This window comes from Pseudomonas sp. NLJ1 (assembly GCF_049486705.1).
Lineage (GTDB): Bacteria > Pseudomonadota > Gammaproteobacteria > Pseudomonadales > Pseudomonadaceae > Aquipseudomonas > Aquipseudomonas inefficax.
In genome coordinates this window covers 3,352,766-3,379,530 of record NZ_CP137735.1, presented here as the reverse complement: position 1 = coordinate 3,379,530, position 26,765 = coordinate 3,352,766, and the positions used below count along the sequence as shown (strand labels likewise).

25 protein-coding genes, 1 tRNA gene and 1 pseudogene are annotated in these 26,765 nt (G+C 64.2%); 13 read left to right on the top strand and 14 right to left on the bottom strand.

All coding sequences use genetic code 11. The annotated features are described in order from the left end of the window. Nucleotides 1–31: 31 nt before the first annotated feature. Complete coding sequence (gene ribD, locus R9B85_RS15240) at nt 32–1,162, bottom strand: bifunctional diaminohydroxyphosphoribosylaminopyrimidine deaminase/5-amino-6-(5-phosphoribosylamino)uracil reductase RibD (RefSeq protein ID WP_423770336.1); 1,131 nt, start codon at nt 1,160–1,162, stop codon at nt 32–34. 2 nt (nt 1,163–1,164) lie between these two features. After that, entirely contained in the window at nt 1,165–1,629 is a 465-nt protein-coding gene (gene nrdR / locus R9B85_RS15235; RefSeq protein ID WP_003255402.1) for a transcriptional regulator NrdR, read from the bottom strand. Between the two features lie 106 nt (nt 1,630–1,735). Between nrdR and R9B85_RS15230 the strand changes: the two genes are divergently transcribed. From R9B85_RS15230 to trxA, 3 genes are read left to right on the top strand one after another with little or no spacing between them, the layout of a single operon-like run. Then, nucleotides 1,736–2,188: a YbaY family lipoprotein gene (locus R9B85_RS15230; protein ID WP_112254092.1), complete on the top strand. Its 453-nt coding sequence runs from the start codon at nt 1,736–1,738 to the stop codon at nt 2,186–2,188. Between the two features lie 15 nt (nt 2,189–2,203). Then, nucleotides 2,204–2,860, top strand: coding sequence for a class I SAM-dependent methyltransferase (locus tag R9B85_RS15225; protein ID WP_243432469.1), 657 nt, complete (start codon nt 2,204–2,206; stop codon nt 2,858–2,860). A gap of 31 nt (nt 2,861–2,891) precedes the next feature. Next, the gene (trxA, locus tag R9B85_RS15220) at nt 2,892–3,764 is read left to right on the top strand and encodes a thioredoxin (protein WP_112254090.1); all 873 of its coding nucleotides are present in this window, start codon (nt 2,892–2,894) and stop codon (nt 3,762–3,764) included. A gap of 136 nt (nt 3,765–3,900) precedes the next feature. Here trxA and R9B85_RS15215 read toward each other — a convergent pair whose 3' ends face one another. Continuing rightward, nucleotides 3,901–4,245 (bottom strand): hypothetical protein, encoded by a 345-nt coding sequence (locus R9B85_RS15215; protein WP_112254089.1) that lies wholly within the window; start codon nt 4,243–4,245, stop codon nt 3,901–3,903. A gap of 130 nt (nt 4,246–4,375) precedes the next feature. Between R9B85_RS15215 and R9B85_RS15210 the strand changes: the two genes are divergently transcribed. From R9B85_RS15210 to R9B85_RS15190, 5 genes are all read left to right on the top strand, one after another. After that, nucleotides 4,376–4,954, top strand: coding sequence for a DUF2796 domain-containing protein (locus tag R9B85_RS15210; protein WP_112254088.1), 579 nt, complete (start codon nt 4,376–4,378; stop codon nt 4,952–4,954). After that, nucleotides 4,955–5,665: an ABC transporter ATP-binding protein gene (locus tag R9B85_RS15205; RefSeq protein WP_112254087.1), complete on the top strand. Its 711-nt coding sequence runs from the start codon at nt 4,955–4,957 to the stop codon at nt 5,663–5,665. Continuing rightward, nucleotides 5,665–6,930, top strand: coding sequence for an ABC transporter permease (locus R9B85_RS15200; RefSeq protein ID WP_112254086.1), 1,266 nt, complete (start codon nt 5,665–5,667; stop codon nt 6,928–6,930). Before R9B85_RS15205 ends, R9B85_RS15200 begins: the two co-directional genes overlap by 1 nt. A 162-nt stretch (nt 6,931–7,092) precedes the next feature. After that, nucleotides 7,093–7,575, top strand: coding sequence for a DUF3299 domain-containing protein (locus tag R9B85_RS15195; protein ID WP_112254085.1), 483 nt, complete (start codon nt 7,093–7,095; stop codon nt 7,573–7,575). Between the two features lie 109 nt (nt 7,576–7,684). Further along, entirely contained in the window at nt 7,685–8,368 is a 684-nt protein-coding gene (locus tag R9B85_RS15190) for an OmpW/AlkL family protein (protein ID WP_112254084.1), read from the top strand. Here the strand turns inward: R9B85_RS15190 and R9B85_RS15185 are convergent. Further along, a complete protein-coding gene (locus R9B85_RS15185; protein WP_423770335.1) occupies nt 8,356–9,561 on the bottom strand; it encodes an MFS transporter in 1,206 nt (401 codons plus the stop codon). The two genes, R9B85_RS15190 and R9B85_RS15185, sit on opposite strands and share 13 nt — an antisense overlap. 103 nt (nt 9,562–9,664) lie before the next feature. Between R9B85_RS15185 and R9B85_RS15180 the strand changes: the two genes are divergently transcribed. Next, nucleotides 9,665–10,108: a winged helix-turn-helix transcriptional regulator gene (locus R9B85_RS15180; protein ID WP_112254082.1), complete on the top strand. Its 444-nt coding sequence runs from the start codon at nt 9,665–9,667 to the stop codon at nt 10,106–10,108. Nucleotides 10,109–10,224: 116 nt separating this feature from the next. Here the strand turns inward: R9B85_RS15180 and R9B85_RS15175 are convergent, their stop codons facing one another. Together R9B85_RS15175 and R9B85_RS15170 are read right to left on the bottom strand one after the other, a co-directional pair. Continuing rightward, nucleotides 10,225–11,157 (bottom strand): NAD-dependent epimerase/dehydratase family protein, encoded by a 933-nt coding sequence (locus tag R9B85_RS15175; protein ID WP_207879696.1) that lies wholly within the window; start codon nt 11,155–11,157, stop codon nt 10,225–10,227. Next, entirely contained in the window at nt 11,150–12,034 is an 885-nt protein-coding gene (locus R9B85_RS15170; RefSeq protein ID WP_024086179.1) for a sugar nucleotide-binding protein, read from the bottom strand. Before R9B85_RS15170 ends, R9B85_RS15175 begins: the two co-directional genes overlap by 8 nt. A 262-nt stretch (nt 12,035–12,296) precedes the next feature. Between R9B85_RS15170 and R9B85_RS15165 the strand changes: the two are divergent. Both R9B85_RS15165 and R9B85_RS15160 read left to right on the top strand, forming a co-directional pair. Next, nucleotides 12,297–12,974 (top strand): annotated as a pseudogene (locus R9B85_RS15165) (hypothetical protein). A 17-nt stretch (nt 12,975–12,991) separates the two neighbouring features. Next, a complete protein-coding gene (locus R9B85_RS15160; protein ID WP_215521451.1) occupies nt 12,992–13,786 on the top strand; it encodes a TSUP family transporter in 795 nt (264 codons plus the stop codon). A 7-nt stretch (nt 13,787–13,793) separates the two neighbouring features. On the opposite strand, the gene R9B85_RS15155 is transcribed toward R9B85_RS15160, so the two are convergent. After that, entirely contained in the window at nt 13,794–14,603 is an 810-nt protein-coding gene (locus tag R9B85_RS15155; protein ID WP_112254080.1) for a helix-turn-helix domain-containing protein, read from the bottom strand. A 179-nt stretch (nt 14,604–14,782) separates the two neighbouring features. On the opposite strand from R9B85_RS15155, the gene R9B85_RS15150 reads away from it, so the two are divergent. Both R9B85_RS15150 and R9B85_RS15145 read left to right on the top strand, forming a co-directional pair. Beyond that, nucleotides 14,783–16,225, top strand: coding sequence for an alanine/glycine:cation symporter family protein (locus tag R9B85_RS15150; RefSeq protein ID WP_112254079.1), 1,443 nt, complete (start codon nt 14,783–14,785; stop codon nt 16,223–16,225). A gap of 71 nt (nt 16,226–16,296) precedes the next feature. Next, nucleotides 16,297–17,286, top strand: a complete 990-nt coding sequence (locus tag R9B85_RS15145) for an asparaginase (protein WP_207879698.1) — start codon at nt 16,297–16,299, stop codon at nt 17,284–17,286. Between the two features lie 125 nt (nt 17,287–17,411). On the opposite strand, the gene R9B85_RS15140 is transcribed toward R9B85_RS15145, so the two are convergent. The 7 genes from R9B85_RS15140 to fdnG all read right to left on the bottom strand — a co-directional run bounded on the left by R9B85_RS15140 (nt 17,412) and on the right by fdnG (nt 26,617). Then, a tRNA-Sec gene (locus R9B85_RS15140) sits at nt 17,412–17,507 on the bottom strand. A gap of 6 nt (nt 17,508–17,513) precedes the next feature. Then, nucleotides 17,514–19,436 carry a selenocysteine-specific translation elongation factor gene (selB, locus tag R9B85_RS15135; RefSeq protein ID WP_423770334.1) on the bottom strand — a complete coding sequence of 641 codons (1,923 nt, stop codon included), beginning with the start codon at nt 19,434–19,436 and terminating at the stop codon, nt 17,514–17,516. Continuing rightward, a complete protein-coding gene (gene selA, locus R9B85_RS15130; protein ID WP_207879702.1) occupies nt 19,433–20,860 on the bottom strand; it encodes an L-seryl-tRNA(Sec) selenium transferase in 1,428 nt (475 codons plus the stop codon). Before selA ends, selB begins: the two co-directional genes overlap by 4 nt. A 160-nt stretch (nt 20,861–21,020) precedes the next feature. Then, nucleotides 21,021–21,941, bottom strand: coding sequence for a formate dehydrogenase accessory protein FdhE (fdhE, locus tag R9B85_RS15125; RefSeq protein WP_112254075.1), 921 nt, complete (start codon nt 21,939–21,941; stop codon nt 21,021–21,023). A 4-nt stretch (nt 21,942–21,945) separates the two neighbouring features. Next, the gene (locus R9B85_RS15120) at nt 21,946–22,602 is read right to left on the bottom strand and encodes a formate dehydrogenase subunit gamma (RefSeq protein WP_112254074.1); all 657 of its coding nucleotides are present in this window, start codon (nt 22,600–22,602) and stop codon (nt 21,946–21,948) included. After that, complete coding sequence (gene fdxH, locus R9B85_RS15115) at nt 22,599–23,549, bottom strand: formate dehydrogenase subunit beta (RefSeq protein WP_112254073.1); 951 nt, start codon at nt 23,547–23,549, stop codon at nt 22,599–22,601. The genes R9B85_RS15120 and fdxH overlap by 4 nt, the downstream gene beginning before the upstream one ends. After that, complete coding sequence (gene fdnG, locus R9B85_RS15110) at nt 23,549–26,617, bottom strand: formate dehydrogenase-N subunit alpha (RefSeq protein WP_207879399.1); 3,069 nt, start codon at nt 26,615–26,617, stop codon at nt 23,549–23,551. Before fdnG ends, fdxH begins: the two co-directional genes overlap by 1 nt. Between the last annotated feature and the right edge of the window lie 148 nt (nt 26,618–26,765).

Here is a 26,765-nt window from a genome sequence, read left to right as displayed (position 1 = left end):
CAAAAACGGTTTGCGCGGGGCAAGCCCGGCATTATACGCCGGGCGCCGGCAGGGGGATGGCCGTGACCCGCCAGTCATCGCCCACTGCACGCATTTCGGTAATTTTCAGCCGCGGCGCTTCGCTCATCTTGTCCAGTGGCCAGTCCAGCAGCGGGCGGGCCTGGGAACCGAGGAAAGTGCCGGCGACGAACAACAGATACTCGTCGATCAGACCTTGCCGGGCGAAGGCGCCGACCAGGCCGGCACCGGCTTCCAGCAGGATTTCGTTGATGCCACGGGTCGCCAGGGCCTGCAGCAGCGCCGGCAGGTCTACCTGGCCATTGTCACCCGGCAGGCTGAGCAGTTCGTGGCCGGCAGCGGCATAGCGCGGGTCATCTGCGACAGCAGTCACCACCAGCGCCGGGCCAGCCTGGAAGAACGGGGCATCCAGCGGCAGGCGCAGGCGGCCATCGACCAGCACGCGCAGCGGTGTGCGGCTGAGTGCCAGGGCGGTGGTTTCGGCATCCAGGCCCAGCTCTGTGCCGCGCACGGTCATCCGCGCGTTATCGGCCAACACGCTGGCGGCGCTGGTCAGTACCACGCTGGAGCGGGCACGCAGGCGCTGCACCGCCGAGCGGGCGGCCGGCCCAGTGATCCACTGGCTTTCGCCACTGGCCATGGCGGTGCGGCCATCCAGGCTCATGGCCAGTTTGGCGCGAACGAACGGCAGGCCGTGCTCCATGCGCTTGAGGAAACCGGGGTTGAGTGCACGGGCCTCGGCCTCGAGCACGCCGCTGGCCACTTCGATACCAGCCTCGGCCAGGCGCCGCAGGCCCTGCCCCGCCACTTGCGGGTTGGGGTCCTGCATGGCGGCCACCACCCGTGCCACGCCGGCCTTGACCAGCGCTTCGGCGCACGGCGGCGTGCGGCCATGGTGGCTGCACGGCTCGAGAGTGACATAGGCACAGGCGCCACGGGCACGCTCACCGGCCTGGCGCAGGGCATGCACTTCGGCATGCGGCTCGCCGGCGCGCACATGCCAGCCTTCGCCGACCACCTCGCCATCGCGCACGATCACGCAGCCAACGCGCGGGTTAGGGTGGCTGGTGTACAGGCCCTTGCGCGCCAGCTCCAGCGCGCGGGCCATGTAGTGGGCGTCGAGGATGGCAGCTTGGCTGGGCATGGTCACTCTTTAGCTGGCTCGCGAGCCAGGCGGTCGATTTCTTCGCGGAACTCGTCGAGGTCCTGGAAGCGACGGTAAACCGAGGCAAAACGGATATAGGCCACTTCGTCCAGCTTGCGCAGCTCGGCCATGACCATCTCGCCCACCACCAGCGATTTGACTTCACGCTCACCGGTGGCACGCAGGCGGCTCTTGATATGCGCCAACGCAGCTTCCAGGCGCTCGACGCTGACCGGGCGCTTTTCCAGTGCCCGCTGCATCCCGGCACGCAGTTTTTCTTCGTCGAAGGGTTGGCGCGTGCCGTCCTGCTTGATCAGCCGGGGCAGCACCAGCTCGGCGGTTTCGAAGGTGGTGAAGCGCTCGCCGCAGGCGACGCATTCGCGGCGGCGGCGCACCTGCTCGCCCTCGGCGACGAGGCGAGAGTCGATGACCTTGGTGTCGTTGGCACCGCAAAAGGGACAGTGCATGGTGGCAGGCAACAAAAAAAGGGAGGGCCATGGTAGCGCATCCCACTGGCAAGACAAGCCAAAGGGGTTAACATCCATGGGAAATCTGCCCGTGAAGGACTACCCCATGCACTACCGAGCGCTCGTCGTGCTGTGCTGCGCCGCCCTGCTCGCCGCCTGCGGCAGCGACAGGCCGAAGCCCGACACCCCTCCGGCACCCACGCCAGCCCGCACGGCCAAGCCGGCCGCAGTACTGGGCCCGCTGCCGGCCTACCAGCGCGAGCTGAGCGGCACCTTGCTGGAAATCCCGGCCGGTGCCGACGTGGAGCTGGCCTTGCTGGTCATCGACGAACGCGACCGCCCGCAGCGCCTGCTGGCCAGCAGCAACCTCACAGGCACCGGTCAGGCCCTGCCCTACCAGCTGCGCTTCAACCCCGAGGCCTTCCCCGCCGGTGCCCGGGTAGAGTTGCGCGGCCGCGCCAGCAGCTCTGGCCAACTGATCATGCACCTGCCGCCGGTACGCATTACCCAGGCCCAGACCCAGGCCGTCGGCCCGCTGCGTTTCGAGAAGGCGCCGTAAGTGGCGCCAGTGTCCCTGCAACAGTCTCTGCAACAGGCCCTCAGCGGCCTGATCGGCGAAGCGCGTCTTGTCGTCAGCGAGCTGCCCGGCTGCGACCTCAAGCTTTGGCTGATCGACGACCAGAACATGGACCGTGCCTTCAGCAGCGAAGAGACCCGGCGCATTCTTGAAGAACCGCCCTACTGGAGCTTCTGCTGGGCAAGCGGCCTGGCCATGGCCCGTTACCTGGCCGAGCACCCGGAATGGGTAGCCGGCAAGCGCGTGCTGGATTTTGGCGCCGGCTCCGGTATTGCCGGTATTGCCGCCGCCCGCGCCGGTGCGCTGGAAGTGGTGGCCTGCGACCTCGACCCGCTGGCACTCGATGCCTGCCGCGCAAATGCCGCGCTGAACGGAGTGGAACTGGGTTACAGCAGCGATTTCTTTACCGAGGACGACCGCTTCGACCTGATCCTGGTGGCCGATGTGCTGTACGACCGCGCCAACCTGCCGCTGCTGGATGCCTTCCTCGGCCGCGGGCGGCAGGCGCTGGTGGCCGACTCGCGAGTGCGCGACTTCAGCCACCCGCTGTACCAGCAGCTGGGCGTGCTGGAAGCGCTGACCCTGCCGGACCTGGCCGAGCCGCACGAATTCCGCCGGGTCAGCCTGTACCACGCCAGCCGCGACACCTTATAGTGGTGGCATTAACGAGTTTGCGAGAGTCGCGATGACCCAAGACACGTCCTACATTTTCGACGCTACCGATGCCACCTTCCAGCAACTGGTTATCGAGAACTCCTTCCACAAACCGGTGCTGGTGGACTTCTGGGCCGAGTGGTGCGCGCCGTGCAAGGCATTGATGCCGCTGCTGGCGAAGATCGCCGAGGGGTACCAGGGCGAACTGCTGCTGGCCAAGATCAACTGTGATGTGGAGCAACAGGTGGTTGCCCAGTTCGGCATCCGCAGCCTGCCGACCGTGGTGCTGTTCAAGGACGGCCAGCCGGTGGACGGTTTTGCCGGTGCCCAGCCGGAATCGGCTATCCGCGCCATGCTCGAGCCGCACGTGCAACTGCCCGCCGCCCCGAGCGCATCGCCGCTGGAGCAGGCCAAGGGGCTGTTTGCCGAAAGCCGTTTTGCCGAGGCCGAAGCACTGTTGCAGGCCTTGCTGGGTGAGGACAACAGCAATGCCGAGGCACTGATCCTGTATGCCCGTTGCCTGGCCGAGCGTGGGGAGCTGGGGGAAGCCCAGGTGGTGCTGGATGCGGTCAAGACCGACGAGCACAAGGCTGCGCTGGCCGGCGCCAAGGCCCAGCTGACCTTCCTGCGCCAGGCCGCCAGCCTGCCGGAAGTGGCCGACCTGAAAAGCCGCCTGGCACAGAACCCGCAGGATGACGAGGCGGCTTATCAGCTGAGCATCCAGCAACTCGCGCGCCAGCAGTATGAAGCGGCGCTGGAAGGGTTGTTGAAACTGTTCCAGCGTAACCGTGGCTATGAGAACGGGTTGCCGCAGAAGGCGATGCTGCAAGTGTTCGAGCTGCTGGGCGGTGATCACCCGCTGGTCGGCGTGTATCGTCGCAAGTTGTCGGCGGCGATGTTCTGACCTGAGGCTCATTGCGAGGGCTTCGCCCTCGTTCGCGGCTAAACCCGCTCCCACAGGAACTGCACAGGCCCCAAGTGCTGTGAAATCCTGTGGGAGCGGGTTTACCCGCGAATAGGCCAGCACAGGCAATACAGATTTATCCCACCCAGTGATACACCGGCGCGTCCACGCCACTTTCCACCTTAACTTCACTGCTATGCCGCAAGCGCACCAGCAGCCGCTTACCCGCCGCCGTACTCCCCGCCAGCCCTTCCAACCGATCCAGCAATTCCGGCCCGCTCATCTGCCCTGCCAGGCGCAACACCTCACGTGCCGCAATCCATTGCCCGTCATCCTGGCGAGTTGTCGCCACGGTTTCCGTTGCTGCGGTCTGCGCCACCGCGGGCAATTCGACCTGCCGCCCCAGTTGCGCCCACTCTTCAGGCGCCAACTCGATGGTCAGATCCACAGGCCAGTCACCAATCTGTCCACGAATTCTCATGCTGCATTCCCTGAAGCCAAGTCAATGCCGCCATCCTACCGCAACATGAAACCTGCGTGATGCAGGCTGGCGGCGCGCAGAAAAGTTGTTATAACATAACTCAACCTTCCCGCCCGCTCCGGAGTCGTCCATGCGTCGCCTGTTGCTCGCCCTGCCCTTCGCCTTGCTGCCCCTGGCCGTGGCCCATGCCCACGATGATGACCATGATCACGACCACGCCCACGGCACCCTTGGCGCCCACGAGCATGGCGTGGCCAAGCTCAATGCCGTGCTCGATGGCAATACCCTTGAGCTGGAGCTGGACAGCCCGGCAATGAACCTGGTCGGCTTCGAACATGCTGCGAGCAGCGACGCCGACAAGGCCAAGGTCGCGGCGGTGCGCCAGCAACTGGAGCAGCCACTGAAGCTGTTCGGCCTGCCCGCTGCCGCCGGCTGCAAGGAAGACCAGCAGGAACTGGAAAGCCCGCTGTTCGGTGATGCCCCGAAAGCCGACGACGAGGGTGACGAGCACGAGCATGGCCACCAGCACAGCGACATTGGCGCCCATTACCAGCTGACTTGCGCCAACCCCGACAAACTGGCGCAGCTGGACCTCGCTCCGCTGTTCAAGGCCTTCCCGGCCACGCAGAAGATAAACGTTCAACTGATTGGCCCCAATGGCCAGAAAGGCGTGGAAACCACGCCGGCCAAGGCCGCGGTCGCGTTCTGAATGCGCCAGCCGTTGATCGAACTGCATGACCTGGTGTTCGCCTGGCCCGGCCAGCCGGCGCTGCTGGATATTCCGGCATTCCGCCTTGAGGCTGGCGAGGCCCTGTTTCTCAAGGGCCCCAGCGGCAGTGGCAAAACCACATTGCTGGGCCTGCTGGGTGGGGTGAACGTGCCGGGCCAGGGCCGCATCCAGCTGCTCGGCGAGGACCTCGGCAGCCTGGGCCAAGGCTCCCGTGACCGCTTCCGGGTCGACCACACCGGTTATATCTTCCAGCAGTTCAACCTGCTGCCGTTCCTCTCGGTACGCGAAAATGTCGAGCTGCCCTGCCGCTTCTCGCGCAGTCGCAAGGCCCGCGCCGAGCAGCGCCATGGCAGTGTCGACCAGGCAGCCAGCACGCTGCTGGCCCACCTGGGTCTGGACGACCCCGCCATGCTGGCCCGGCGCGCCGACAGCCTGTCGATCGGCCAGCAGCAACGGGTTGCCGCCGCCCGCGCACTGATCGGCCAACCCGAACTGGTGATCGCCGACGAACCGACCTCGGCGCTGGATGCCGACACCCGCGAAGCGTTCATCCGCCTGCTGTTCGATGAATGCCGCGCCGCCGGTGCCAGCCTGCTGTTCGTCAGCCACGACCAGAGCCTGGCGCCATTGTTCGACCGCCACCTGTCGCTGGCCGAACTCAACCGTGCCGCCAAGCCCCGGGAGGCCTGATGTACCTGCTCCGCCTTGCCCTGGCCAGCCTGGCCAACCGCCGCTTCACCGCATTCCTCACCGCCTTCGCCATCGCCCTGTCGGTGTGCCTGCTGCTGGCCGTGGAGCGGGTCCGTACCGAAGCCCGGGCCAGCTTCGCCAGCACCATCAGCGGTACCGACCTGATCGTCGGCGCCCGCTCCGGCTCGGTGAACCTGCTGCTGTACTCGGTGTTCCGCATCGGTAACGCCACCAACAACATCCGCTGGGACAGCTATGAGCACTACGCCAAAGACCCGCGGGTGAAATGGGCTATCCCCATCTCGCTGGGCGACTCGCACCGCGGTTATCGGGTAATGGGCACTACCGGCGACTACTTCAGCCATTACCAGTACGGCCGCCGCCAGCACCTGGAATTGAGCCAGGGTCGCGCGTTTGCCGATGATCCGTTCGAGGTGGTGCTCGGTGCCGAAGTGGCCGAGGCATTGCACTACAAGTTGGGCGACAAGCTGGTGCTGGCGCATGGTGTCGCAGCTATCAGCCTGGTCAAGCACGACGACAAGCCGTTCACCGTGGTCGGTGTGCTCAAGCGCACCGGCACGCCGGTAGACCGTACGCTGCATATCAGCCTGGGCGGCATGGAAGCCATCCACATCGACTGGCACAACGGCGTGCCGGCCCGTGGCGCCGGGCGTATCAGCGCCGAGCAGGCGAGGACCATGGACCTGCAACCTGCCGCCATCACTGCATTCATGCTCGGCCTGAACAGCAAGATCGCGACCTTCAGCCTGCAGCGGGAAATCAATGAATACCGCAACGAGCCGTTGCTGGCGATCCTGCCAGGGGTAGCCCTGCAGGAGCTGTGGAGCCTGATGGGCACTGCGGAGCAGGCATTGTTCGTGGTGTCGCTGTTCGTGGTACTGACCGGCCTGATCGGCATGCTTACGGCAATTCTCACCAGCCTCAATGAACGCCGCAGGGAGATGGCGATATTACGCTCGGTTGGCGCCAGGCCGTGGCATATCGCGGGGCTGCTGGTGCTGGAGGCGCTGTCGCTGGCGGCGGTCGGGATCGCTGCCGGGCTTGGTTTGCTGTATGCGGGTATCGCCCTGGCACAGGGGTATGTGCAGGCCAACTATGGTTTGTATTTGCCGCTGGCCATGCCGAGCGCTCATGAGTGGACTTTGCTGGCTATCATCCTGGGAGCCGCGCTGCTGATGGGCAGCGTGCCGGCGTGGCGGGCCTATCGGCAGTCGCTGGCCGATGGCTTGTCCATTCACCTCTGAGGGCGTGCAATGATCCAATATCTCATTGGCCTCTTCGCGGGTGAACCCGCTCCCACAGGGTCCACCAAAAGCTTCAAGGCCTGCGCAAGACCTGTGGGAGCGGGTTTACCCGCGAAGAGGCCAGCACAGGCAGTACAACTTCTACTGGTTGTGCTGCTTTCAATGGCATCGCCTGCCTGGGCCTCGGAGCCCCGCGAACTGGACTGGCCCGCCCTCATCCCCGAAGGCGCCCCGCTCATCCAGCCCCAACTCGCCCCGCTGCACGATATGTCGCAACTCAGCAACGCGCTGTCCGCCGAGTCCGCCCCACCGGCGCGCCAGCAGGCCCCCGATGCCCCGGTAGTAAAAAGCCTCGACGGCCAGCAGATCAAACTGCCCGGCTACATCGTGCCTCTGGAAGTGAGCGAAGAAGGCCGCACCACCGAGTTCCTGCTGGTCCCCTACTACGGCGCGTGCATCCACGTGCCACCACCACCTTCGAACCAGATCGTGCATATTTTCAGTGAAATGGGCGTGCGCGTAGAAGACCTCTACCAACCCTACTGGATCGAGGGAAAGCTGCAGGTCAGAGCCTCCAGCAGCGAACTGGCAGACGCCGGCTACCAGATGGAAGCCGAAAAAATATACGCTTATGAGCTGAGATGAGAACTGTTTCGAATTCGTGACGACGCTTCTTTGAGCTGGGTCAAACTTTCTGTTTAACCGCATCCGTACCATTGGACTACTCGATTACTCACGTCCTTTGGGAGCTTCCATGAACAAGTCCTTGCTCAGCGCCGCCCTCGCGGCCCTGGCGCTCGCTGCCCCCGTCGCCCACGCCCACCAGGCAGGCGATGTCATCGTCCGCGCCGGTGCCATCACCACCGCTCCCAACGAAAGTAGCGGCGACCTGAAATTCGACGGCAACAAAGTCTCGGGCACCAAGGCGACCCTGGACAGCGACACCCAGCTGGGCCTGACCTTCGCCTACATGCTCACCGACCACATCGGCCTGGAGCTGCTGGCAGCCACCCCGTTCAAGCACACCGTCGGCGTCAAAGGCCTGGGCGGCGGCCTGGACGGCAAGCTGGCCGACATCAAGCAACTGCCACCGACCCTGTCGCTGCAGTACTACCCGATGGAGCCGACTTCCAAGTTCCAGCCGTATGCCGGCGTCGGCATCAACTACACCCTGTTCTTCGATGAAGACCTCAGCAGTGCACGCAAGCAGCAGGGTTTCAGCAACCTGAAGCTGCAGGACTCGGTCGGCATCGCCGGTCAGCTGGGCATGGACTACATGATCACCGACAACCTGCTGGTCAACGCCTCGGTCTGGTACGTCGACATCGACACCAAGGCCAGCGTCAACGGCCCGTCCGCACTGGGCTACAGCAAGACCAAGGTCGACGTCGAGGTCGACCCATGGGTGTACATGGTCGGCCTTGGCTACAAGTTCTGACCTGAACACGGCAGGGCGGCTTCGGCCGCCCTCGCGCGTTGCAGCCATAGCCAGTACCCCAGCGCGACCGCGCTGATGCCCATCCCAAGCCCACACACCGCTGCCCAACCCCAATGGGCATACACCCAGCTCGCCAGCACCGCCCCCGCTCCACTTCCAAGCGAATAACAACACATGTAGGCGCCGATCAACCGGCTGGCCATTGCGCCACGCCCGGCGAGCAGCATGCTCTGGTTGGTGACATGCACCGCCTGCACGGCAAAGTCCAGCATCAGCACACCCAACCCGAACGCCACCAGTGAATGCCCGACGAAGGCCGTAGGCAGCCATGACAGCAGCAGCAGAGCCAACGCCACCCCGGTGGTCCGTTCCCCCATCCCCTGGTCGGCCAGGCGACCGGCGCGCGCTGCCGCCAATGTGCCGGCAACACCCGCCAGGCCGAACAGGCCGATCTCGGTATGGCTCAGCGCCAGTGGCGCAGCACTCAGGGGCATGACCATGGCACTCCAGAGCACGCTGAACGCCGCGAAGATCAACACGCCGAACAGCCCGCGCTGACGCAGCAACCGGTCGTTCCGGTACAGCCTGAACTGGGCAACGATCAGCGCCCGGTAGCCAGACCGCAGCGCCACTGGTTGCCCTGTGGGCAGGCTGCGCCACAGCACCAGGGCCAGCAACAACAACAGCCCTGCGGCGATCAGGTACACGCTGCGCCAGCCAGCCAGGTCGGCAAGGCCACCCGAGACCAGCCGTGCCAGCAGAATGCCCAGCACTATGCCGCTGGTGACGGTACCCACGGCCTGCCCCTGCTGGCCGGGAGCGGCAAGGCTCGCTGCATGCGCCACCATTACCTGCACCATGACCGCCATCAGCCCGGTGATGGCCAGGGCCAGCAGCAATAGTGCCCAGTTCGGTGCCATGCCTACACCAATCAGCGCCACGGCCGAGAACAGCAACTGCCCGAGCAACAGGCGCTTGCGGTCGATCAGGTCCCCCAGCGGCACAATCAGCAACAACCCCAGGGCATAGCCCGCCTGGGTCGCGCCAACAACCCAACCGATCTGCTGCTGTGCCACGCCCAGGTCAGCGGCCATCGACTCGAGCAGAGGCTGGGCGAAATACACTGTCGCCACGGCCATGGCGCTGGTGATGGCCAGCAACAGGGTTATCCAGCGTGTCAGCGTAGGGTTCATCGGGCTGGCCTCGTCAATCTGGTTTCGAATTGAAACCACATACTGGCTATTTAGCAAATGTGGTTTTAATCTGCAACCAGATGATCACAGAAGGCTCCCACACATGCTCGATGAAAATAATGCGCAATGCCCTGTAGCCAGGGCCCTGGAGGTACTGGGAGACCGTTGGGCGCTAATGATCCTGCGCGACGCTTTCGATGGCTTGCGGCGCTTCAGTGAGTTCCAGAAGAACCTGGGGCTGGCGAAGAATATCCTCGCCTCACGGCTGAAGTGGCTGGTGGAAAGCGGGCTGCTGACGCTGCAGCCGGCGTCGGATGGCAGTGCCTACAAGGAGTATGTGCTGACCGAGAAAGGGCGATCGGTGTTTCCGGTGGTGGTTGGCTTGAGGCAATGGGGGGAGCGGTTTCTGTTCGAGGCGGGTGAGTTGCGTTCGGAGTTGGTGGATGGTGATACGGGGCAGGCGCTGGAAACACTGCAGGTGCGGGCCCGGGATGGGCGGGTGCTGGCGGCAGGGGATTGCCTGCGAAAAGTGGTGCGGCATGAGTGATTCTGGGGCTGCTGTGCAGCCCAATCGCCGGCAAGCCAGCTCCCACAGGGACCGCGGACTCGCTCTTGTGGGAGCTGGCTTGCCGGCGATTGGGGCGCAAAGCGCCCCCAGGGATTTCAGCCCTTGCCCAACAGCCGCGCCAGCCCTTCGACCATCGGCGTCGCCTGCGGAAACTCGAACCGCGCCAACAAGCGCTGGTTATCCGCCCGCGAATGGCGAATGTCACCCGAACGTGCTGCCACATAGCTGACCGCCGGCAAACTGCCCACCACCTTCTCCAGCGCCGCCAGCAACTGGTTCAGCGATGTGGCCTGGTCGAGGCCGATATTCACCGCCCCCTCCTCGACCTGCGGTTGCTCCAGCGCCTGCACCATCACCTGCACCAGGTCGCCCACGTAGAGAAAGTCCCGGGTCTGTTCGCCATCACCGAACACCGTGATCGGCAAGCCCTTCACGGCGCGCTCGGAGAAGATGCTGATCACCCCGGAATACGGCGAGGACGGGTCCTGGCGCGGCCCGAAAATATTGAAGAAGCGGAACACCACCGGCTCCAGGCCATGCTGGCGACGGTAGAAGTCCAGGTACTGTTCACTGGCCAGCTTGTCCACCGCATAAGGGGTCAGCGGCGCCTTGGGGGTGTCTTCGGCGATCGACTCGCCTTCGCCATTGTTGCCATACACCGCCGCACTGGAGGCGAACAGCACCCGACGCAGGCCATGCACGCGCATGGCTTCGCACACGTTGAGGGTACCGATGAAATTGCTCTGGTGGGTCCGCACCGGGTCATCCACCGAGGCCTGCACCGAGGCCACCGCTGCAAGGTGCACCACGGCACTGCAGCCAGCCGCAACCTGCGTGACCAACTCGGCATCGGCGACATCGCCTTCAACCAGCTCCAGCCGTGGGTGGCCGACCTGCAGGTTGCCCCGCTTCCCAGTGGAGAAGTCGTCGAGAATGCGTACGGCGTAGCCTTTGTCCAACAACGCATCGCACAGGTGGGAGCCAATGAAGCCGGCACCGCCGGTGATCAGGATGGGGGCGTCAGCCATGGCGGTAGAAACGGTCCAGTAGAGGCGGCAAGCCGGCGCGCCAGGCACGCGGCTTGATGCCGAAGGTATGAAGGATTTTCTTGCAGGCCAGTACCGCGTGCTGCGGCTCTTCGCTGGCATCCGGCCGTGCGGCATGGGCCTGCGGCGTCGGCGCCTGCACGGCCAGCTGGCGGTACTGGCCTGCTTCAGCAAGGATCGCCTGGCCCAGCGCCAACGGTGTGGTCGCTTCATTGCCGGCGTAATGGTAGGTGCCCCACAGCGGCGCACTGCAATCGAGTTGCTTGAGCACCGACAGGATCACCCGGGCGGCGTCGTCGACCGGCGTCGGGTTGCCACGCCGGTCATCGGCCAGCAGCAGCTCCTGAGGTTGCTCGGCGCGGGTCAGGAAGCGGCCCAGCGCCCCGTCGATGCTTTCGTCGAGCAGCCAACCAAAGCGCAACAGCACGTGTTGCGGGCAAGCCGCGCGCACGCTCTGCTCGATGCGCCACAGCGCCTGGCCACGCAGGCCCAGCGGTACCGGCTCGTCCTTTTCGCTGTAGGCCGTGGCCCGCGAACCATCGAACACCCGGTAGCTGGAAGGCTGCACCAGGGTGATCTGGTGGTGCTGGCAAAGCTCCGCCAAGCGCTCCACAGCCCGCTCCTGCTGGGCCAGGCGCTGCTCGCTGACCGACTCGGCCTGGAACCAGTCGAAGTAATAGGCCAGGTTGACCAGGGCATCGGGACGATGATCGTCGAGCAACTGGGTGAGGCTGGCCGGCGTCCAGCCGTTCTCAGGCGGGCGCGGCGCCAGGAATGCAATGTCCTCCTCGGCCCCAAGACGAATCAGCGCTTGCCCGAGGGCATTGCCACCACCCAACAGCATTAGGCGCATACGCATAGAGTCAGCAGATCCGGAGAGGTTGATTGAAGGAAAGTGGCCATTTTGCGGTTTCCGGGCGGGGAAGTCCAACACCGGACCCGTTCGATGCCACAGCCGGTAGTGATTCCAAAGTTCCCCGTTCAATACCACCACAGGCAGAAATCTCCTACGAAATACCAGGAACGAGCTGACTTCCATGCAGCAGCACAACCGCATTGAATAGTCGACGCCCCACTTGCCAGCCGGGGAGCTTCACAAAAACAAGTACAGGGAACGTTCAATGCCTCATTCGGAAGTTGCATACCTGGATTTCAGCCCGGAGCAAAGCAAGGCCATAACCTTTGCAAGCCAGACCATTGCTGACCTGGGTGGACCGGAGGCCAAAGGCGTAGCACTTCAAGCTCGTATATTCGCCCATCAACTCGAGCAAGCCTTGAGTGAGGATCAGCGTGCGCTGCTCCAGCGCTTCAACGAAGGCCAACTATCTGCCTTGATGAACCCCGCCAATGAACCTACGAATGTCTTCCCGCTCCGGGAAATCATCGAACGCCTGGGTAGCCTGGACACACTTGCGCTGACTTCAACGTCTTTCGACTTCACCCGCAGTGACTGCTTCGCTCACGGACAGGGCAATGCAGGCTAAGCCGTTTCAGTGCTGCAATTCGAACCCAATGGTGGTTTTTCTGTTCGCTACAACAGCTATCGCTTTAGCCTGAATGAACGCGCCTGCAGCGCAGCGGCGCGCGCTTTCGACGCCTTTCAGAAAGCACTGGATAGCGCACGACCACTGGCGTTTGTCCTGCAGCCTGACAGCGCACTGTTGATCAACAACAGCCGAGCCTTGCACGGCCGCGACATGGTCCAGGACAACCGGCGCCTGCTCATCCGTCAATTCGGATACTCCCCCTTCGCAGTACCGTTGGTGCTCGCTGAAGACCCGCTGCTGGTGCGTGGCTGATCACAGGAAAACTCTCAATGATCGAATTTGACTTGACGCTTGTTCTGACACTTGCGCTGGTGGCACTGATGGCCGGCTTTTTCGATGCTATCGCCGGGGGCGGGGGCCTGATCACACTTCCGGTCTTGTTCATTGCCGGTATCGAACCCTTGGCGGCAATTGCCACCAACAAGTTCCAGGCGGCTTCGGCTACGGTTTCGGCCACGTGCGCCTTCGCCCGCAAAGGCATGATCGACTGGCGACGAGGCAGCCCAATGGCTGCCATGTCGTTTATCGGAGGGGCGTTGGGTGCCTTGTCGATAACCTATGTGCCCAAAAGTGTTCTGCAGGCGTGCGTCCCACCCCTGCTGATCCTGATAGCCGCCTACTTTGCCTTCAGCCCAAAGCCGAATGAACAAGCGCGCAAGGCAAAGGTATCGACCAGCCTGTTCTGCGTGACGGCAGCACCGATCATTGGCTTTTATGACGGTATCTTCGGCCCCGGTGTCGGCTCGTTCTTCATGCTGGCCTGCGTGATCCTCCTGGGCCAGCACCTGATACAAGCCGTGTGCACCAGCAAGCTTTTGAACGCAGCCTGCAACCTGGGCGCATTGTCAGTCTTTTCACTCAGCGGGGCGATCATCTGGCCACTGGCGCTGGCAATGGCGTTCGCGGCTTTTGTGGGGGCTCAACTGGGCGCACGCTGCGCAGTGCACTTTGGCCCCCGGCTGATCAAGCCATTGCTGGTCTGTGTTTGCTGCATCATGGCAACCAAGTTGCTGCTCGACCCAGGCAACCCGATTGGCGAGTGGTTACGTCAACTCGTTCTCTGACGATACATCACTCGATCTCGAACAGACTGTTACGCAACGGCCCTACGCTCAGGCGCTCACGCACATCGTCATCTATGCGTGGATCATCCGGCCGATACAGTTTTACCTGCCGGTAGGCATTGATGCGATTGATCTCCTCGCCCAGGTACTCCCACACCACCCGGGTGCAGGCAGGGTTGCGCCGGTCGCCGCTGGATACGCCGGCCTTCAGGCCGTTCAGGCGGGTGATGCGGCTTTTGAAACTGGGGATGAGGATGGTCTGGCTCATCTCGTTGTAGGTCAGCGACTCGTAGTCGACCAGAAACATCCTGTCCTGCAACTGGAACGCCGCCCCCAGGTAGCGGCAACGCACCTCGGCATGGGGGTCGGTGGCGCTGGAGCGTTCCTGGCGCTCCTGGCGCTCGAACAGAAAGCGCCCGCGCTCTTCCCACAGGTGCACCAGCGACACCAGGATCGTGCCCGGCACCGACATGCAGTTGGAATACTCCAGGTAATAGCCGCAATAGCGCGACAGGTTCCCCGCGTGGTCGTGCAACGGGCGGAACAGTTCGCTGATCGGATCGCCGTGCTGCTCGGCCGGGGTTGATACGCGGGCACCGATCAGGCGGCTGAACTGTTCGGGTGGCAAATTCAGTTCGTAATCCTCGACGCCGAAGAAATCACCAATGCGCTTGAGGTTGTAAGCCGTCGGGCGGCTCTGCCCGCTCAGGTACTTGTTGAATTGCGCACGGTTTATCGAAAGCTGGCGGCAAACTTCGGAGATAGAGCGGTAGTGGCTGCAGGCCAGTTTGAGGTTGGTAGCGAAATGATCGCTCATGACAGGGGACTCAGGTGACGCGAATGGCGCAAGTGTAGCATCAAGTTGCACCAAAACAGAGCAAGCCGCGAAATTGTAACCACTCTTGTCATAGCCAACCATGCGCCCCAACGAATAGCGGTGCGCCTGCCGTCCGCTGGTCTTTCCACACGAACAATAAGAATCGAGGTCATTTTCCAATGCTCGAAGTACTCAACGATTTCCTCTCGGGGAAACTTCTCATTGTGCTGATCGTAGGGCTGGGTAGCTACTTCACCATCCGTTCCCGGTTCGTCCAGTTCCGTCATTTTGGCCACATGTTCGGTGTGTTCAAAGAATCGCTGCGTGGCCAGGCAGGCCAGCTGAGTTCCTTCCAGGCCCTGATGCTGAGCCTGGCCGGCCGCGTGGGCGCCGGTAACATCGCTGGTGTCGGCATTGCCGTGACCCTGGGTGGACCAGGTGCGGTGTTCTGGATGTGGGTTACCGCACTGGTGGGCATGTCCAGCAGCTTCTTCGAATGCACCCTGGCCCAGGTCTACAAGCGCGCCGATGGCGACGGCCTGTACCGTGGTGGCCCGGCCTACTACATCCAGCACGGCCTGAAGCTGAAAAGCATGGCCATCGTGTTCTCGATCCTACTGCTGGTCACCTACGGCTTCGCCTTCATCGGCCTGCAGTCGTACACCGTGACCCATTCGCTGCAGAACGCCTTTGCCTTCGACCCCAAGCACACCGGCATCGTCCTCGCCGTACTGCTGGCCATCACCTTCATCGGCGGCATCAAGCGCATCGCCGCGGTGTCCGACCTGCTGGTACCGGTCAAGACCCTGGCCTACATCGGCGTGACCCTGTACGTGATCGGCACCCAGATCGAGCACGTGCCAGCCATGCTGGAAACCATCTTCAAGAGCGCCTTCGGCCTCGACCCGGCATTCGGCGGCCTGCTCGGCAGCGCCATCGTCATGGGCGTGAAACGTGGCGTGTTCGCCAACGAAGCGGGCCTGGGCAGTGCGCCGAACGTCGCTGCCGTGGCCGCGGTGAAACACCCGGGTGCCCAGGGCGTGGTCCAGGCCTTCAGCGTGTTCCTCGACACCTTCGTGATCTGCACCTGCACCGCGTTGCTGATCCTGCTGTCGGGCTTCTACACCCCGGGCTTCGAAGGTGACGGCATCGTCCTGACCCAGAACTCGCTGGCCGCCGTAGTGGGTGACTGGGGCCGTGTGTTCGTCAGCGTGGCGCTGTCGCTGTTCGTGTTCACCTGCATCCTCTACAACTACTACCTGGGCGAGAACAGCCTGCAGTTCCTCAGCCGCAATCGCGTGGTCCTGATGGTGTTCCGTGGCCTGGTGCTGGCGCTGGTGGTATGGGGTTCGATGCAGGACCTGTCGACCGTGTTCGCCTTTGCCGACATCACCATGACCTGCCTGGCCTTCGTCAACCTGATTGCCCTGGCCCTGCTGTTCAAGGTCGGCCTGCGGGTGATGCGCGACTACGACGAGCAGCGCAAGGCCGGTGTCAACCAGCCGGTGTTCGACTCGAGCAAGTTCGCCGACCTGGACCTGGACCGCAATGCCTGGCCTGCCAATCCTCAGGCGGAAACAGCAACTCACAAAGCAGTCGGCGAAGTCCAGACGCAGCGCTGATATTCTCCCCTGCCAGCCGCCCCGTCCGTGGGCGGCTTACCTTTCTCCGCTCACCGCTACGGATACTTCCCATGCGAGCAGTAAAGAATCTCCTCGTACTCTATACCGGGGGCACCATCGGCATGCTCGAAACCCCCGAAGGCCTGGCGCCGGCAGGTGGTTTCGAAGCGCGCATGCGTGAACACTTCGCCCACATGAGCGATGCGCCACAGCTGCGCTGGACCTTGCAGGAACTGGACCCGCTGCTGGACAGCGCCAACATGCAGCAGCACAACTGGCTGGCGATGCGCGATGCCATCGTCGCAGCGGTAGAAGTGGCTGGCCATGATGGCGTGCTGGTGCTGCATGGCACTGACAGCATGGCCTACAGCGCGGCGGCATTGTCGTTCCTGCTGCTGGGCCTGCCGGTACCGGTGCTGCTGACTGGCTCGATGCTGCCGGCAGGCGCTGCAGACAGCGATGCCTGGGGTAACCTGTGCGGCGCCCTGCGCCAGTTCGAACAGGGATTGGAAGATGGCGTGCAGCTGTACTTCCATGGCCAGCTGTTGCATGGCAGCCGGGCGACCAAACTGCGCAGCGAGGCATTCGACGCCTTTGTCGCGCTGCCGCGTCATCGTGACAGCGAGCGCGCCACGGCGATCCCTGCCGAGCTTGGCTACAAGCACCCGCGCCAACCGGTGAACCTGGCGGTAGTGCCGGTGTTCCCGGGCTTGCAGGCCGCGCACTTGCAGGCACTGCTGGGCAGTGGCGTGCAAGGGTTGCTGCTTGAGTGCTACGGCAGCGGTACCGGGCCGTCAGATGACCAGGCATTGCTCGATGTACTGAGCGCGGCACGCCAGCGCGGCGTGATGCTGGCGGCGATCAGCCAGTGCCCTGAAGGGTCCGTGGTATTCGATACCTATGCAGCCGGTAACCGCTTGCGCGGGGCCGGGCTGGTCAGCGGTGGCGGCATGACCCGCGAGGCGGCGCTGGCCAAGATGGTTGCGCTGCTGGGGGCCGGGCTGGATGTCGATAGCGCGGAGCGTTGGTTTGCGCTGGATCTGTGTGGGGAGCGGGCCTGACTGCTGCCTGCTCTGGCCTCTTCGCGGGTGAACCCGCACCCACAGGGATAGCATCAGCCTGAGGGTTATGCAGGCTCTGTGGGAGCGGGTTTACCCGCGAAGAGGCCCTGAGAGGCAAAAGAAAATGGCGGAAGGCAGCGGGAGTCGAACCTGCCCGGGAACGGCTGCCGTCCCCAACCGGGTTTGAAGCCCGGCCGCGCCACCGGGCGCGATTGCCTTCCTTGAACTCAGTGCCTGGCCTGCTGCTGGGCCAGGGCGCTGTCGGCGCGAATGTGACGCTGATCGGCCACCCTCCGGGTCAGGCCGATGCGGTCGAAGTATTCCAGAATCTGTACACTGCGCTTGCGACCGATGCCCAACATATCGCGAAACGCGGCAACCTGCACTATCGGCGTTTCACTTGCCTGCCCCAGCAGCAGCTCTGCCATGCGCTGTAGCGTCGCCTCGGGGTAGAACAGATCGCGCACCACCTGGTGCACCATGCCCAACCGGGCCAGCTTGCGCAGCAACAGGCGCACATCGGCCTCGGCACAATTTTCCTCACTCGCCAGCGTCCTGACCCAGGGCGGATCGTATTGCCCCGCCAGCAACTTCGGTTGCAGGCTCGCCCATAACGCACTGTCGGCTTCGCTCAACTGCACCTTGTGATCGGGCAGGTGCAGCCAAGGCCCGCTGCTGGCAATTGCGCCGTCCCCGAGCAACTCATCCAGCAGGCTGACAAAAGCGGGCCGCTCCAGCGGCAAGGTAGCAAAGCGGCGCAGGCGATCGCGGTCCGGGCCGAGCTGGTCGGGCTCCTGTTCATGGAACCGCGCCAGCTGCTCCAACACCTGACGCTTGAGCGCCTGCCACCGGGCGCTGGCAAACAACAGTTGGCCCTGCCGCGTGGCCACCACCAGTACATGTTCCGGCAACTGCCAGGTTTCGCGCAGGCGATTGAATTGCCGCTCCAGGCGCTGCGGGTCGATACCCCCTGGTGCGCTAGCGAGCAGTGCAGGCAGGGCCTGCTCAAGGTCCTCGGCATCACGCAGCACCTGCAATTGGTGCAGGCGCTCATCACTGCGACGCTGACGGCTTGGCGCGAACGGGTCGAGCACCTTGCCACCACCCAAAGTGCGCTGGGCACGCTGGTCGCGCAGCACCAGGCGATCGCCGTGTACCGCCTGCAGCGGCGCGTTGAGCAGCAACTGGGCGAACATGCGCTGGCCCGCAGCCAGGGTTTCACCCTCGAGCAAGGCCACCCGCGCGGTTACGTCCTGGGTGCCGAGGTGCACGTGCACAGCACTGAAATGCTCGAAGGTCCGGGGCTCGCCCGGCAACAGGTTCAGCTCGATATCCACCCGCACGCTGGGCGCATGCAGCCACTCGGGCACCAGCCAGTCACCCCGGCGCACCTGCTCTACCGCCAGGCGTTCTGCTGCGATGTTCAGTGCCACCCGCTGGCCCGCCCCGGCCACCAGCGCGGCCTGGTTCTGCGCATGCAGGCCACGCACCCGCACCGGTTTGCCGGCCTTGCCCAGCAACAAGGTGTCGCCGGCACTGACCCGCCCAGCCAGCGCCGTGCCCGTGACCACCACACCCGCACCGGTAACGGCGAAGGCGCGGTCGACGGCCAGACGGAAACCGCCGCGCACGCTGCGCTGACGCACACACTGTTGAGCGGCCAGCAAGGCCTGGCGCAAGGCATCGATACCTTCGCCGGTCACACTCGACAACGGAAACTGCCGCGCTCCGGCATATGGGCCCGGCGCCAGTAGTTCGCTGACTTGTGCCTGCACTTCGGCCAGGCGGGCAGGCTCTACCCGGTCGCATTTGCTGATCGCCACAAGAGCCTGTGGGATGCCCAGCAGCTCGATGATCGCCAGGTGCTCGCGGGTTTGCGGCATCACTCCGTCGTCGGCCGCCACCACCAATAGCACCAGGTCGATGCCGTGGGCGCCCGCCAGCATGTTGTGGATAAAGCGCTCATGGCCCGGTACGTCGATGAAACCAGTCAGCGCTGCCCCCTCGGTCAGCGCCGCATAGCGGTAGCCGAGGTCGATGGTCATGCCACGGGCGCGCTCCTCCTGGCGATGGTCACCGGCCTGGCCGGTCAGGGCCTGGAGCAGTGCGGTCTTGCCATGGTCGATGTGGCCGGCGGTACCAACGATCACTGTACCGGCCCCAGTTGCAGGGCGGGCAACTGCGCCAGCCACTGGGCCTCATCATCCAGCTGGCGCAGGTCCAGCCACAAGGCGTCGTCGGCGATGCGGCCGAGCACCGGCACCGGCAAGTCACGCAAGGCCCGCTCCAGCACATGCAGGCTGCGCCCGCGCAGTTTCTTCGACACCTGCGGGCGCAGGCACAACGCTGCACTCGGCAGGCGAGCCACCGGTTGGCTGCCGCTGCCGATCATGCCCAGCGCTGGCTCCACGCTGAGCGCCCATTGCTCCCCGAGGCGGGCCTTGAGTTCTGGCGCCAGGCGCTCGGCCTGGGCCTGGATTTCGGCTTGGCTGCGGGTCAGCAGGCGCAGGCTGGGCAGGCGCTCGGCCAGGCGGTCGGGGTTGCGGTACAGCGCCAGCACCGCTTCGAGTGCGGCAAGGGTGATCTTGTCGACCCGCAGCGCGCGCTTGAGCGGGTTCTTCTTGATCCTGGCGATCAGCTCCTTGCGCCCGACGATGATCCCGGCTTGCGGCCCACCGAGTAGTTTGTCGCCGCTGAAGGTGACGATATCGGCGCCGTCAGCCAGGGCCTGGCGCACGGTCGGCTCGGCGGGCAGGCCCCAGCGAGTAAGGTCGAGCAGGCTGCCACTGCCCAGGTCTTCAAGCAGCGGCAAGTCCTGTTGGTGGGCGATGCGCGCCAGCTCGGCGGTGGGCACCTGGGTAGTGAAGCCCTGGATGCTGTAGTTGCTGCAATGCACTCGCATCAGCAGGCCGGTACGTGGGTTGATGGCAGCCTCGTAGTCGCGGGCATGGGTGCGGTTGGTGGTGCCGACTTCGTGCAGCTTCACGCCGGCGCGGGCCATGATGTCGGGAATGCGGAAGGCACCGCCGATCTCGATCAGTTCACCGCGCGAGATGATGCCTTCCTTGCGCGCGCCCAGGCTGTTGAGCGCCAGCAGCACGGCGGCGGCGTTGTTGTTGACCACGGTGACGGCTTCGGCGCCGGTCAGCTCGCGGATCAGGCCTTCGATCAGGTCGTCACGGTCGCCGCGCTTGCCGGTGGCCAGGTCGAATTCCAGGTTGAGCGGGTAGCGGGCGGCGGTCTGCATGGCCTCGATGGCCTCTTCTGGCAACAGGGCGCGGCCGAGGTTGGTGTGCAGCACGGTGCCGGTGAGGTTGAACACACGGCGGACCTGGCTGCGTTGCTGGGTGGCCAAGCGCTCGCCGGTGCGGCCCAGCAGCACTTCTGCGGCCAGTTCGGCGGCACTGAGCTGGCCGTTGCGGGTGGGGTCGCGCAGGTCGTCGAGCAGTTGGCGCAGGGTGGCCAGGACTGCGTCACGGCCGTGGCGGTCGATCAGCGGAAGACAGGCTGGGTGGCGCAAAAGGGTGTCGATGGAGGGCAGGCGTGGGGTGTCGCTGGCTAGATTGGAGGACATGCGGTACTACCTTGGACTATTCCGTTGTCTGTACTGGCCTCTTCGCGGGTAAACCCGCTCCTACAGGGGCCGCGCAAGCCTAAAAAGCTGCGAGGGCCCTGTGGGAGCGGGTTTACCCGCGAAGAAGGCGACTCGGTCTTACAGTGTAGACACTCAGCCACTATCCGGGCGCGAGCATCAGGTTCGGTGCCAGGCGATGAAAGCCCTCCTCGTCCAGGCGAATGTCCAGCGCCAGGCTGGCCAGGTCGTCGGCCAGCGGCTCGGCCGCCGCATCGTTTTCCAGGTAGTTCTGTTTCAGGTAGCTGTCGCACCCCGGGCAACACTCGGCGCGCAGCGGCGCCTTGCCCGGCGCATGGCGGTCATCGTCGAGGCTGGTGTAGCGCAGGTCCTTGCTCGACTCGCAGTACACGCACTTGACCCGCACCACATGCCACTCGCAGGCACACAGTGAACAGGCCAGGTAGCGCAGGCCATTGTGCTTGCCACGGTTGCGCACCACCCCGGCCATCGCCGGCGAACCGCAGGCCGGGCACTGGGCAAGGCTGCCAGCAGGCTTGAGTTCGGGCGCGGGCAATGCCAACAGCCAGCTGGACCACGCCGCCTGCAAGGCCGCGCCAATGAACGGGACCAGCGCTGCGGGTACCGCGTCGTACTGGCCGCCGAGCAAGGCGATGCCCCAGCCCTTGCGCTGCTCGCCATCACTGCCGCGCAGCACCTGCAACGTATCACCCAGCGGACCGCCGGTTTCACCCTCAAAGCGTTCGAGCAAGGCCTGCAACCAGACCAGCCACGGCCCTTCACGCACCAGACTGTCCGCGGCCAACGGCGGCAAGCCATGACTTATGCACAGGCGCTGACGCTCCTCGGCCACCGGCATGCCAGCGGGCGGGTTATCCACAAGCTGCTGCTGGATACGGCACAAACGAGCCACCAGCTTCAGGTATTGGCCAAGGGCATTGCCCTCGGCCAGCTGCTCCAGGCGCGCGGCGCGCAGTTCGAACAGGTTGGCGGGGGGCAGGTGCAGAAACGGCGGCATCACCGCCGACGCTTCGATCTGCCCGGGTTCGAGTATCGTGCTCAAGCGCTCATCCTTCTTTTCGTCCGTGATTGCCCGGCGTCTTGTCACCGGTCACTTCCCGGTACCACAACTCATGGTGCTTGCGCGCCCAGGCGCGGCTGACCCAGCCATGCAGCATGGCGCCGATCGAGCCCTTGATCCAGATGCCGGCGTAGATGTGCACGATGATGCTGAGGATCAGCACGAACGCCGCCAGGGCGTGAAGCAAAGTGGCGAGGCGAATGGCGCCGATGTCGAAGTAATGACTGAACCAGGCACGCCAGATCACCACGCCGCTGATCAACAGCACCAGCATGCACAGCAACAAGGTCCAGAACAGCAGCTTCTGACCGGCGTTGTACTTGCCGATCGGTGGCACGCCGTCCTCCCTGTTCAGCATGACCCGATCGATACGCCGCAGCCATAGCCGATCATTGGCAGTGATGAAGTTCGCGCGCCAGAACCGCAACACCAGGCCGAGGAAGAACACGAACATCGCCACACCCAGGAACGGATGCAGAATACGCGTCCACGGCCCACCGCCGAACAGGTGGCTGAGCCAGAACAGCGCCGGATGGAACAGCGCCAGCCCCGACAGGCCAGCCAGGATGAACAGGATCGCGACGACCCAGTGGTTGCTGCGCTCGTTGGCGTTGTAGCGCAGGATGGGTTTGTTGTCGTTCATGGTCGCTGCTCCCCTTGCCCACCGGGCTTGGTCGGATCATAGACATGGACCGACGGGTCCACCTGTTGCACGCTTTCATCCGCAGGTGTCGGGTGTTCGTCCTCCTCCACCCGCTGTGGCCCGACCCGCACATAGTGGAAGAACCCGGCCAGCACCGCCGCGCCCATGGCCAGCAGCGCCAGCGGCTTGGTGATGCCCTTCCACAGCCCGACCAGCGGGCTGATCACCGGCTGATCCGGCAGGCCGGCATACAGCTTCGGCGTGTCGGCATGGTGCAGCACATACATCACGTGGGTGCCACCGACGCCATCCGGGTCGTACAGCCCGGCATTGTCGTAGCCTCGCGACTTGAGATCGACGATGCGCTCGGCAGCATGCACCTTCATTTCGTCCTTGGTGCCGAACACGATTGCGCCGGTCGGGCAGGTTTTCACGCAGGCCGGCTCCAGGCCCACGGTCACGCGGTCGGAACACAGGGTGCACTTGTATGCCTTGTGGTCCTTCTGCGAGATGCGCGGGATGTTGAACGGGCAACCGGTGATGCAGTAACCGCAACCGATGCAGTGGTCCTGGTTGAAGTCGACGATGCCGTTGGCGTGCTTGATGATCGCCCCCGGGCTCGGGCAGGCCTTCAGGCAACCTGGCTCGGCGCAGTGCATGCAGCCGTCCTTGCGAATCAGCCACTCCAGGTTGCCGTCGTCGCGCTCGTGCTCAGTGAAGCGCATCAGGGTCCAGGTCTCGGCAGTGAGGTCCTGGGGGTTGTCGTAAGTGCCGTGGTTGTGGCCGACCTCGTCACGCAGTTCGTTCCACTCCGAACACGCCACCTGGCAGGCCTTGCAGCCGATGCACTTGGTGGTGTCGATCAGCTTGGCGACTTCCTGCTGCTGGCGTACCGAAGGCGGTACGGTGGTGGTGGCCGAGCGGGCGATGATGTCTTGGCTGGCCATCAGAGTTTCTCCACTTTGACGAGGAACGACTTGGACTCTGGCGTCTGGGTATTGCCGTCACCCAGGAAAGGCACCAGGGTGTTGGTCAGGTAGCCATGCCGCGTAGTCCCGGTGAAGCCCCAGTGCAGCGGGATGCCGATCTGGTGCACGGTCTGGTTGTTGACCTTGAGCGGGCGAATCCGCTTGGTCACCACCGCCACCGCATCGATATGCCCGCGTTTGCTCGACACACGCACCCGGTCACCGGCCTTGATACCTTTCTCGTTGGCCAGGACCTCGCCGATTTCGACGAACTGCTCCGGCTGGGCGATAGCGTTGAGCCGGCAATGCTTGCTCCAGAAGTGGAAGTGCTCGGTCAGCCGGTAGGTGGTCGCCGCGTAAGGGAACTCGTCGTGCTTGCCGAGGGTGTCCCACACCGAGTCGAAAATCCGTCCGGCCGGGTTGCTGGTAGCCTTCTTGTTCTGCGGATGCAGCGGGTTGATGCCAATCGGCGTCTCGAACGGCTCGTAGTGCTCGGGGAACGGGCCTTCGGCCATCTTGTCGATGGCGAAGAACCGCGCCACGCCTTCAGGGTTCATGATGAACGGGTTCATCCCCGCCTCAGGTGGCGAGTCGACCTTGAAGTCGGGCACATCGGTGCCGGTCCAGGCCTTGCCATTCCACCATACCAGGCGCTTCTTCTCCGGGTCCCACGGCTTGCCTTGCGGGTCGCTGGATGCACGGTTGTAAAGGATGCGGCGGTTGGCAGGCCAGGCCCAGGCCCAGTTCTGCACCTGGTGCATGCCGTACGGGTCGCTGTTGTCACGGCGAGCCATCTGGTTGCCCTGCTCGGTCCAGCTGCCGGCGAAGATCCAGCAGCCGGACGCGGTGCTGCCGTCGTCCTTGAGCTGGCCGAAGCCCGCGAGTTGCTGGCCAGCCTTGAGCACTGCGCCAGTCGGGTCGGTGACGTCGGTCACCGCCCAGCCGTTCATTTCCTTGGCAAGCTCCTCCGGGGATGGCTCTTCAGGGACCTTGTATGGCCAGTTGATGTTCATCAGCGCATCTGGGTAGGCGCCGCCCTCGGCCTGGTAGCGTTGGCGCAAGCGCAGGAACAGCTCGCTCATGATGTGAACGTCGGTGCGGGTCTCGCCCGGACCGTCGGCACCTTTCCAGTGCCACTGCAGCCAGCGGCTGCTGTTGACCAGCGAGCCGTCTTCTTCAGCGAAGCAGGTGGTGGGCAGGCGGATCACTTCGGTCTGGATATTGGCCGTATCGACATCGTTGAACGGCCCGGCGTTGCGCCAGAACTCCGAGGTCTCGGTGGCCAGCGGGTCCATGATCACCAGCCACTTGAGCTTGGCCAGCGCCGCGGTGACGCGGTTCTTGTCCGGCAACGCGGCAATCGGGTTGAAGCCTTGGCACATGTAGCCGTTGACCTTGCCCTGGCCCATCATCTCGAACATGCGCAGCACGTCGTAGGCCGGCACATCGAGCTTGGGCAGCCAGTCGTAGCCCCAGTTGTTCTCCGCCGTGGCATTGGCGCCGTACCAGGCTTTCATCAGGCTGACATGGAACTTGCCGTAGTTCTGCCAGTACGACAGTTGCCCAGGGCGCAGCGGCTTGGAGGCGCGCTTGTCGATGTACGCGGCGTAGTCCTGCTCGGCATCGCCGGCCAGGGTCAGGTAACCCGGCAGCGAGTTGGACAGCAGGCCGAGGTCGGTCAGGCCCTGGATGTTGGAGTGACCACGTAAGGCGTTGACCCCGCCACCCGGCATGCCGACGTTGCCCAGCAGCAACTGGACCATGGCCGCACTGCGGATGATCTGTGCGCCGATCGAGTGCTGGGTCCAGCCAAGCGCGTAGAGGATCGTCATGGTCTTGCCCGGAATCGAGCAGGTGGCGATCTCTTCCCAGATCTTCAGCATGGCGTCTTGCGGCATGCCACAGGTCATGCTGGCCAGTTCCGGGGTATAGCGGCTGTAGTGCTGCTTCATCAGCTGGAACACGCAGCGCGGGTGCTGCAGGGTCGGGTCGACCTTGGCAAAACCGTCCTCACCCAGCTCGTACCCCCAGCCGGACTTGTCGGCATACACGCGCTTGGCCTCGTCGTAACCGCTGAACAGGCCATCCTCGAAGCCATAGTTCTCTTTGACGATGAACGACACGTCGGTGTAGTTGCGCACGTACTCGTGCTGGATCTTGTCGTTGCTCAGCAGGTAATTGATCAGCCCGCCCATGAAGGCGATGTCGGTACCGGTACGGATCGGTGCGTAGTAGTCCGCCACCGAAGCGGTACGGGTAAACCGTGGGTCGACCACGATCAGCCGCGCCTTGTTGTGCGCCTTGGCCTCGGTCACCCACTTGAAGCCGCAAGGATGCGCTTCTGCTGCGTTGCCACCCATCACCAGGACCAGATTCGCGTTGGCGATATCGGACCAGTGGTTGGTCATGGCGCCACGGCCGTACGTCGGGGCAAGACTTGCCACCGTCGGGCCATGTCAGACACGAGCCTGGTTATCGAACCCCAGCATGCCTGTTGCGCGGACGACCTTGTGGGTCAGGTAACCAGCCTCGCTGGAAGCGGCGGAGGCAGCGAGAAAACCGGTGGTGAGCCAGCGGTTGACCGTTTGCCCCTGGGCGTTCTTTTCGATGAAGTTGGCGTCGCGGTCCTGCTTCATCAGGTCGGCGACGCGATCGAGCGCCTCGTCCCAGCTGACCCGCACCCACTCCTTGCTGCCCGGCTTGCGTACCTCGGGGTACTGCAGGCGGCTCGGGCTGTGGATGAAATCCAGCAGGCCGGCGCCTTTAGGGCAGAGGGTGCCGCGGTTGACCGGGTGATCTGCGTCACCTTCGATATGGATGATGTTCTGTTTGACGTTCTTGCCCGCATCGCCCTGGCTGTACATGATCAGGCCGCAGCCGACCGAGCAGTAGGGGCAGGTGTTACGGGTTTCCTTGGTATGCGCCAGCTTGAAGTGACGCACCTGCTCGGCGAATGCTGGTGTCGGGGCCATGCCCAACGCCGCAAGGCTCGAGCCTCCAAGGCCGACGGCGGCGACCTTGAAGAACTGCCGACGGTTCAGGTCCATCGTGCACTCCTGATCAGATGGTGGACGCACGGAACATGGCCGGCGCCTCTTGGTAGTCACGGTGGCGGCCGGTTGATGGCCGCCAACAGGTAAGACTAGCCAAGAATCAGGAAGGTGCGATGACATGGGTCAGCTGAGGGCGCTGTGT

Coding starts and splice junctions, on each gene's coding strand:
- R9B85_RS15155 (WP_112254080.1), bottom strand. CDS start 14,603: ATGAGCGATCATTTCGCTACCAACCTCAAACTGGCCTGCAGCCACTAC.
- R9B85_RS15205 (WP_112254087.1), top strand. CDS start 4,955: ATGCGCCAGCCGTTGATCGAACTGCATGACCTGGTGTTCGCCTGGCCC.
- R9B85_RS15180 (WP_112254082.1), top strand. CDS start 9,665: ATGCTCGATGAAAATAATGCGCAATGCCCTGTAGCCAGGGCCCTGGAG.
- R9B85_RS15185 (WP_423770335.1), bottom strand. CDS start 9,561: ATGAACCCTACGCTGACACGCTGGATAACCCTGTTGCTGGCCATCACC.
- R9B85_RS15170 (WP_024086179.1), bottom strand. CDS start 12,034: ATGCGTATGCGCCTAATGCTGTTGGGTGGTGGCAATGCCCTCGGGCAA.
- trxA (WP_112254090.1), top strand. CDS start 2,892: ATGACCCAAGACACGTCCTACATTTTCGACGCTACCGATGCCACCTTC.
- R9B85_RS15175 (WP_207879696.1), bottom strand. CDS start 11,157: ATGGCTGACGCCCCCATCCTGATCACCGGCGGTGCCGGCTTCATTGGC.
- R9B85_RS15195 (WP_112254085.1), top strand. CDS start 7,093: ATGGCATCGCCTGCCTGGGCCTCGGAGCCCCGCGAACTGGACTGGCCC.
- R9B85_RS15145 (WP_207879698.1), top strand. CDS start 16,297: ATGCGAGCAGTAAAGAATCTCCTCGTACTCTATACCGGGGGCACCATC.
- R9B85_RS15160 (WP_215521451.1), top strand. CDS start 12,992: ATGATCGAATTTGACTTGACGCTTGTTCTGACACTTGCGCTGGTGGCA.
- R9B85_RS15190 (WP_112254084.1), top strand. CDS start 7,685: ATGAACAAGTCCTTGCTCAGCGCCGCCCTCGCGGCCCTGGCGCTCGCT.
- R9B85_RS15230 (WP_112254092.1), top strand. CDS start 1,736: ATGCACTACCGAGCGCTCGTCGTGCTGTGCTGCGCCGCCCTGCTCGCC.
- R9B85_RS15120 (WP_112254074.1), bottom strand. CDS start 22,602: ATGAACGACAACAAACCCATCCTGCGCTACAACGCCAACGAGCGCAGC.
- nrdR (WP_003255402.1), bottom strand. CDS start 1,629: ATGCACTGTCCCTTTTGCGGTGCCAACGACACCAAGGTCATCGACTCT.
- fdxH (WP_112254073.1), bottom strand. CDS start 23,549: ATGGCCAGCCAAGACATCATCGCCCGCTCGGCCACCACCACCGTACCG.
- ribD (WP_423770336.1), bottom strand. CDS start 1,162: ATGCCCAGCCAAGCTGCCATCCTCGACGCCCACTACATGGCCCGCGCG.
- R9B85_RS15200 (WP_112254086.1), top strand. CDS start 5,665: ATGTACCTGCTCCGCCTTGCCCTGGCCAGCCTGGCCAACCGCCGCTTC.
- R9B85_RS15215 (WP_112254089.1), bottom strand. CDS start 4,245: ATGAGAATTCGTGGACAGATTGGTGACTGGCCTGTGGATCTGACCATC.
- R9B85_RS15210 (WP_112254088.1), top strand. CDS start 4,376: ATGCGTCGCCTGTTGCTCGCCCTGCCCTTCGCCTTGCTGCCCCTGGCC.
- R9B85_RS15150 (WP_112254079.1), top strand. CDS start 14,783: ATGCTCGAAGTACTCAACGATTTCCTCTCGGGGAAACTTCTCATTGTG.
- selA (WP_207879702.1), bottom strand. CDS start 20,860: ATGTCCTCCAATCTAGCCAGCGACACCCCACGCCTGCCCTCCATCGAC.